The 2343-nt window shown below is 70.2% G+C and carries 2 protein-coding genes; both read right to left on the reverse strand.

Annotation, left to right across the window (positions count from 1 at the left end):
• A partial coding sequence (locus G6018_RS12605) for an oxygenase MpaB family protein (protein WP_182639777.1) occupies positions 1-1010 on the reverse strand: 1010 nt, incomplete at its 3' end.
• Positions 1011-1017: 7 nt separating this feature from the next.
• A partial coding sequence (locus G6018_RS12610) for an aldehyde dehydrogenase family protein (protein ID WP_182639778.1) occupies positions 1018-2343 on the reverse strand: 1326 nt, incomplete at its 5' end.

The following is a 2343-nucleotide window of genomic DNA, read 5'->3' on the forward strand; positions in this document are numbered from 1 at the left end:
CCCAGGTCGGCGGGCCGGTAGCCGTTCGGATACCCGGGGTAGGTCCGGTTCTCGGTCGCGCTCGACCCCAGCGCCCGTCGACGTACCGGGAGCCACCGGACCACCGCGGACCGGGCCCGCAGCGCGGCGTACGCGGCCCTGCGTCGTCCCGGCGGCTGCCACGGGAAGCCGAAGGCCCGGGTCATGTCGTCGTCCACCAGCGACAGGACCACCTTGCGGACCGCGGGGCGGACCGCCTCCGGATACCAGGAACACATGAGATCGAGCGTGTACGTGCCGATGAGCTCGTTGTTCCGGTCATAGCGGAAGGTGCGGGCCTCGTAGTCGTCACGCCACCGGCGGAACTCCCCGATGTCCTCCGGGATGTCGGCGATCTTCATCCGCTGCCCCACCCCGCGGTAGAAGTGGAACGCGGCCAGTCGCTCGTGGGGGTGCAGGCGCCGCCACCCGATCGCGTCGATCCACTCCAGCGGCTCGTAGATGAACGTCGACAGCACGTACAGCATGTCGTCGTTGGTGATCTCGTACCGCGCGTGCTGGCGGTTGATCACCCGCAGCGCCTCCTTGCCGCGCGGCGAGTCGTACCCGTGCTCGACCAGCTCCACCATCAGCAACGCGGTGTCGTCGTACCGCTTCTGGGGGTTGTCGCGGAACTGGCCGGCCTGCTCCAGGACCGCCGACACCGAGGGCACACAGTACGTGCGGTACAGGGCCAGCTCGAGTGCCCGCTGGTAGTCCCAGGGGAACTCGTAGGAGGAGGTGATGCGGTGGATCTCCGCCGCGTCGGCGACCGGGTCGAGGGACGCGATGAGATCCCGCCAGTACCAGCGGCCCGGCTTGAGCGGCGGCGACGCCGTGAGCGGGTGCTCGACGGCGGCGTCGGCCACCAGCTCGGACGGGATCGGTCCGAACACCCCGGGCAGGGTGCGCCGTCCCGCGTCCGCGGAGCTCGTCGTCGTCGTGTCCCGGAGTTCCTCCGGCGTCGTTCTGTTCGAGGCGGTGGCGGTCATCGGGAGATCACAGCTTTCCCTGCACGTTGGCCAGCATCCACTTGACCACCTTGATGTCCCTCGGCTTGCGGGTCATGGTCATGAGGTTGAGCGGGGCGGCGAACTTCTGTGCCGTGATGGCCTTGGGCCGCGAGAACTCCCGGAGCCCGTCGGCGCCGTGGATGCGGCCGAAGCCCGAGTCGCCCGACCCACCGAACGGGAGCGAGGGGATCCCGGCGAAGGCCAGGAACGCGTTGACCGACACCATGCCCACGTCGAGCTTCTCCGCCAGCGCCAGTCCCCGCTTGCGGTTGCCGGTGAAGATCGCGCCGCCGAGGCCGTAGCTGCTGGCGTTGGCCTTCTCGACCGCCTCCTCGAGGTCCGCGACCGAGTTGATGACGACGGTCGGCCCGAACGTCTCCTCGGTGATCGCCGTGGAGTCCTCGGGCACGTCGACCAGCACGACCGGCTCGACGACCCGCTCCCCCACCGACTCCTCGCCCCCGATGACGGCCGTGCCACCCCGGGCCAGCGCGTCCTTGACGTGTCGGCGGACGATGTCGATCTGGGACGGCAGCGTCATGGGGCCGTAGCTGGAGGTCACCGAGGTGCCGGGGGTCAGCGCCCGGACCTTCGCGGTGAACTTGTGGACGAAGGCGTCCCGGACGTCCCGGTGGACGTAGATCCGTTCGACGCCGGCGCACGTCTGCCCCGCGTTGCCCATGGCGCCGAAGACCGCCTGGTCGACGGCCGAGTCCAGGTCGGCGTCGGCGTCCACCAGGAACGCGTCCTTGCCGCCGCCCTCGATGACGACGGGGGTGAGGGTCTCCGCGCACGCGGCCATGACCTTGCGGCCCGTCGCGGCCGACCCGGTGAACGCCAGTTTGTCCACGCCCGCCCTGCACAGCGCGGCGCCGGTCGAGCCGTCACCCGTGACGGTCTGGAACAGCGGCTGGGAGGCGCCGAGCGAGTTCCACACCTCGGCGAGCCAGACGCCCACTCCGGGCGTGAGTTCACTGGGCTTGAACACCACGGCGTTGCCGGCGGCCATGGCGTAGGAGAGGGTGCCCATCGGGGTGAACGCGGGATAGTTCCAGGGGCCGATCGCGCCGACGACGCCGTACGGCTGGTACTCGACGTAGGCCGCCTGGTTGCTCATGAGCAGTCCGGCGGACACCGAGCGGCGGCGCAGCACCTTGTCGGCGTTCTTGGCCGCCCACTCCAGGTGGCTCACCGTGAGCATGACCTCGAGCGTCGCGTCCTCGTCCGGCTTGCCGGTCTCGGCGGAGATGAGCGAGGCCAACTCGTCGGAGCGGGAGGCGATCGACCGCTTGTACTCGAGCAGCCACTCCCG

Origin of the sequence: Dietzia sp. DQ11-44, assembly GCF_014145205.1 — a bacterium.
In the GTDB taxonomy this organism is placed as follows: domain Bacteria; phylum Actinomycetota; class Actinomycetes; order Mycobacteriales; family Mycobacteriaceae; genus Dietzia; species Dietzia natronolimnaea.